This is a genomic window from Achromobacter sp. RW408 (assembly GCF_003184165.1).
GTDB classification, from domain to species: domain Bacteria; phylum Pseudomonadota; class Gammaproteobacteria; order Burkholderiales; family Burkholderiaceae_B; genus Achromobacter; species Achromobacter xylosoxidans.
In genome coordinates this window covers 635822-636886 of record NZ_QHHO01000022.1, presented here as the reverse complement: position 1 = coordinate 636886, position 1065 = coordinate 635822, and the positions used below count along the sequence as shown (strand labels likewise).

General features: G+C 67.2%; 2 protein-coding genes. Both read left to right on the top strand.

Features of this window, described 5'->3' with window-relative positions; translation table 11 throughout:
• The coding region (locus DK459_RS05215; RefSeq protein WP_110134602.1) for a hypothetical protein at positions 1-720 on the top strand (720 nt) is incomplete at its 5' end.
• A complete protein-coding gene (gene ccoS, locus DK459_RS05210; RefSeq protein ID WP_026382396.1) occupies positions 717-878 on the top strand; it encodes a cbb3-type cytochrome oxidase assembly protein CcoS in 162 nt (53 codons plus the stop codon). The genes DK459_RS05215 and ccoS, both read left to right, overlap by 4 nt.
• The last annotated feature ends 187 nt before the right edge of the window (positions 879-1065 follow it).

Sequence of the window (1065 nt, the reverse complement as noted above, 5' to 3'; positions counted from 1 at the left end):
ATCTGGCGCCACGCCGGCGCCAACCTGCGCCAGGGCCGCGCCGGCATGGACGTGCCGGTGGCGCTGGGTATCGTCGCCGCCTTCGTCCCCAGCGTGCATGCCACCTATACGGGCCGCGGCGAGGTGTACTTCGATTCGGTCACCATGTTCGTCGCCTTCCTGCTGACTGCGCGCTACCTGGAACTTTGCGCCCGGCAGTCGTTCGGCGGCCCGACGGGCAGCCAACGGCATGCCCGGGTCGAGGCGCAGCGCCTGCTGCTGGGCGCCGGCGCCGACCGGCTGGCCTCGCGCTTCGTCATGGCGCAGGTGGCGCTGGCGCTGGCCGCGGCGGCCGCCTGGGCCTATATCGATCCGACCCGCAGCCTTCCCGTCATGGTGGCGCTGCTGGTGATGAGTTGTCCCTGCGCCATGTCGATGGCGGTGCCCACCGCCATGGCGTCGGCCCATTCGGCGCTGGCGGCCCATCCGTCGATGTCCGAAGCGGCGCTGGACACGCTGCTGGCCCAGGCGCAGCGCAAGGCGCGCCAGAGCCTGCACGCTGCGCTGGCCTGGCATCTGCTGGTGACGCCGCTGGCGTTGGCTGGCTGGGTCACGCCCTGGCTGGCGGCGATCACCATGCTGGTGTCGTCGTTGGCGGTGGCATGCAACGCGTGGCGGTGGGCCCGCCGCGATTGGTCCGCTGATCTGGCATGCGCCGAAGCGCCGGGGTCCGCCCCATGATCATTCTCTACCTGCTGCTGCCGCTGTCCCTGCTGTTCGTGCTGGTCATCGGCGTGTCGTTGTGGTGGGCGGTATTCAGCGGCCAGTATGACGACACTGACAACGCCGGCGCCGCCATCCTGCGCGACGACGACAGCGGACCGACGGTTCGCGGATGATTCGGATCGAATCCCATATTCATATCGACCCTCATCATTGAAACTTGAGGCTGTTGTTTAAAAAAAGGGGGTGGTAATGGACCATTACTCCGCCATCGCGAGCAAGTCCGACACCTTCAACTACCGTATCGTCCGGCAGTTCGCATTGGTCACCGTGTTCTGGGGCATCGTCGGCATGACCGTGGGT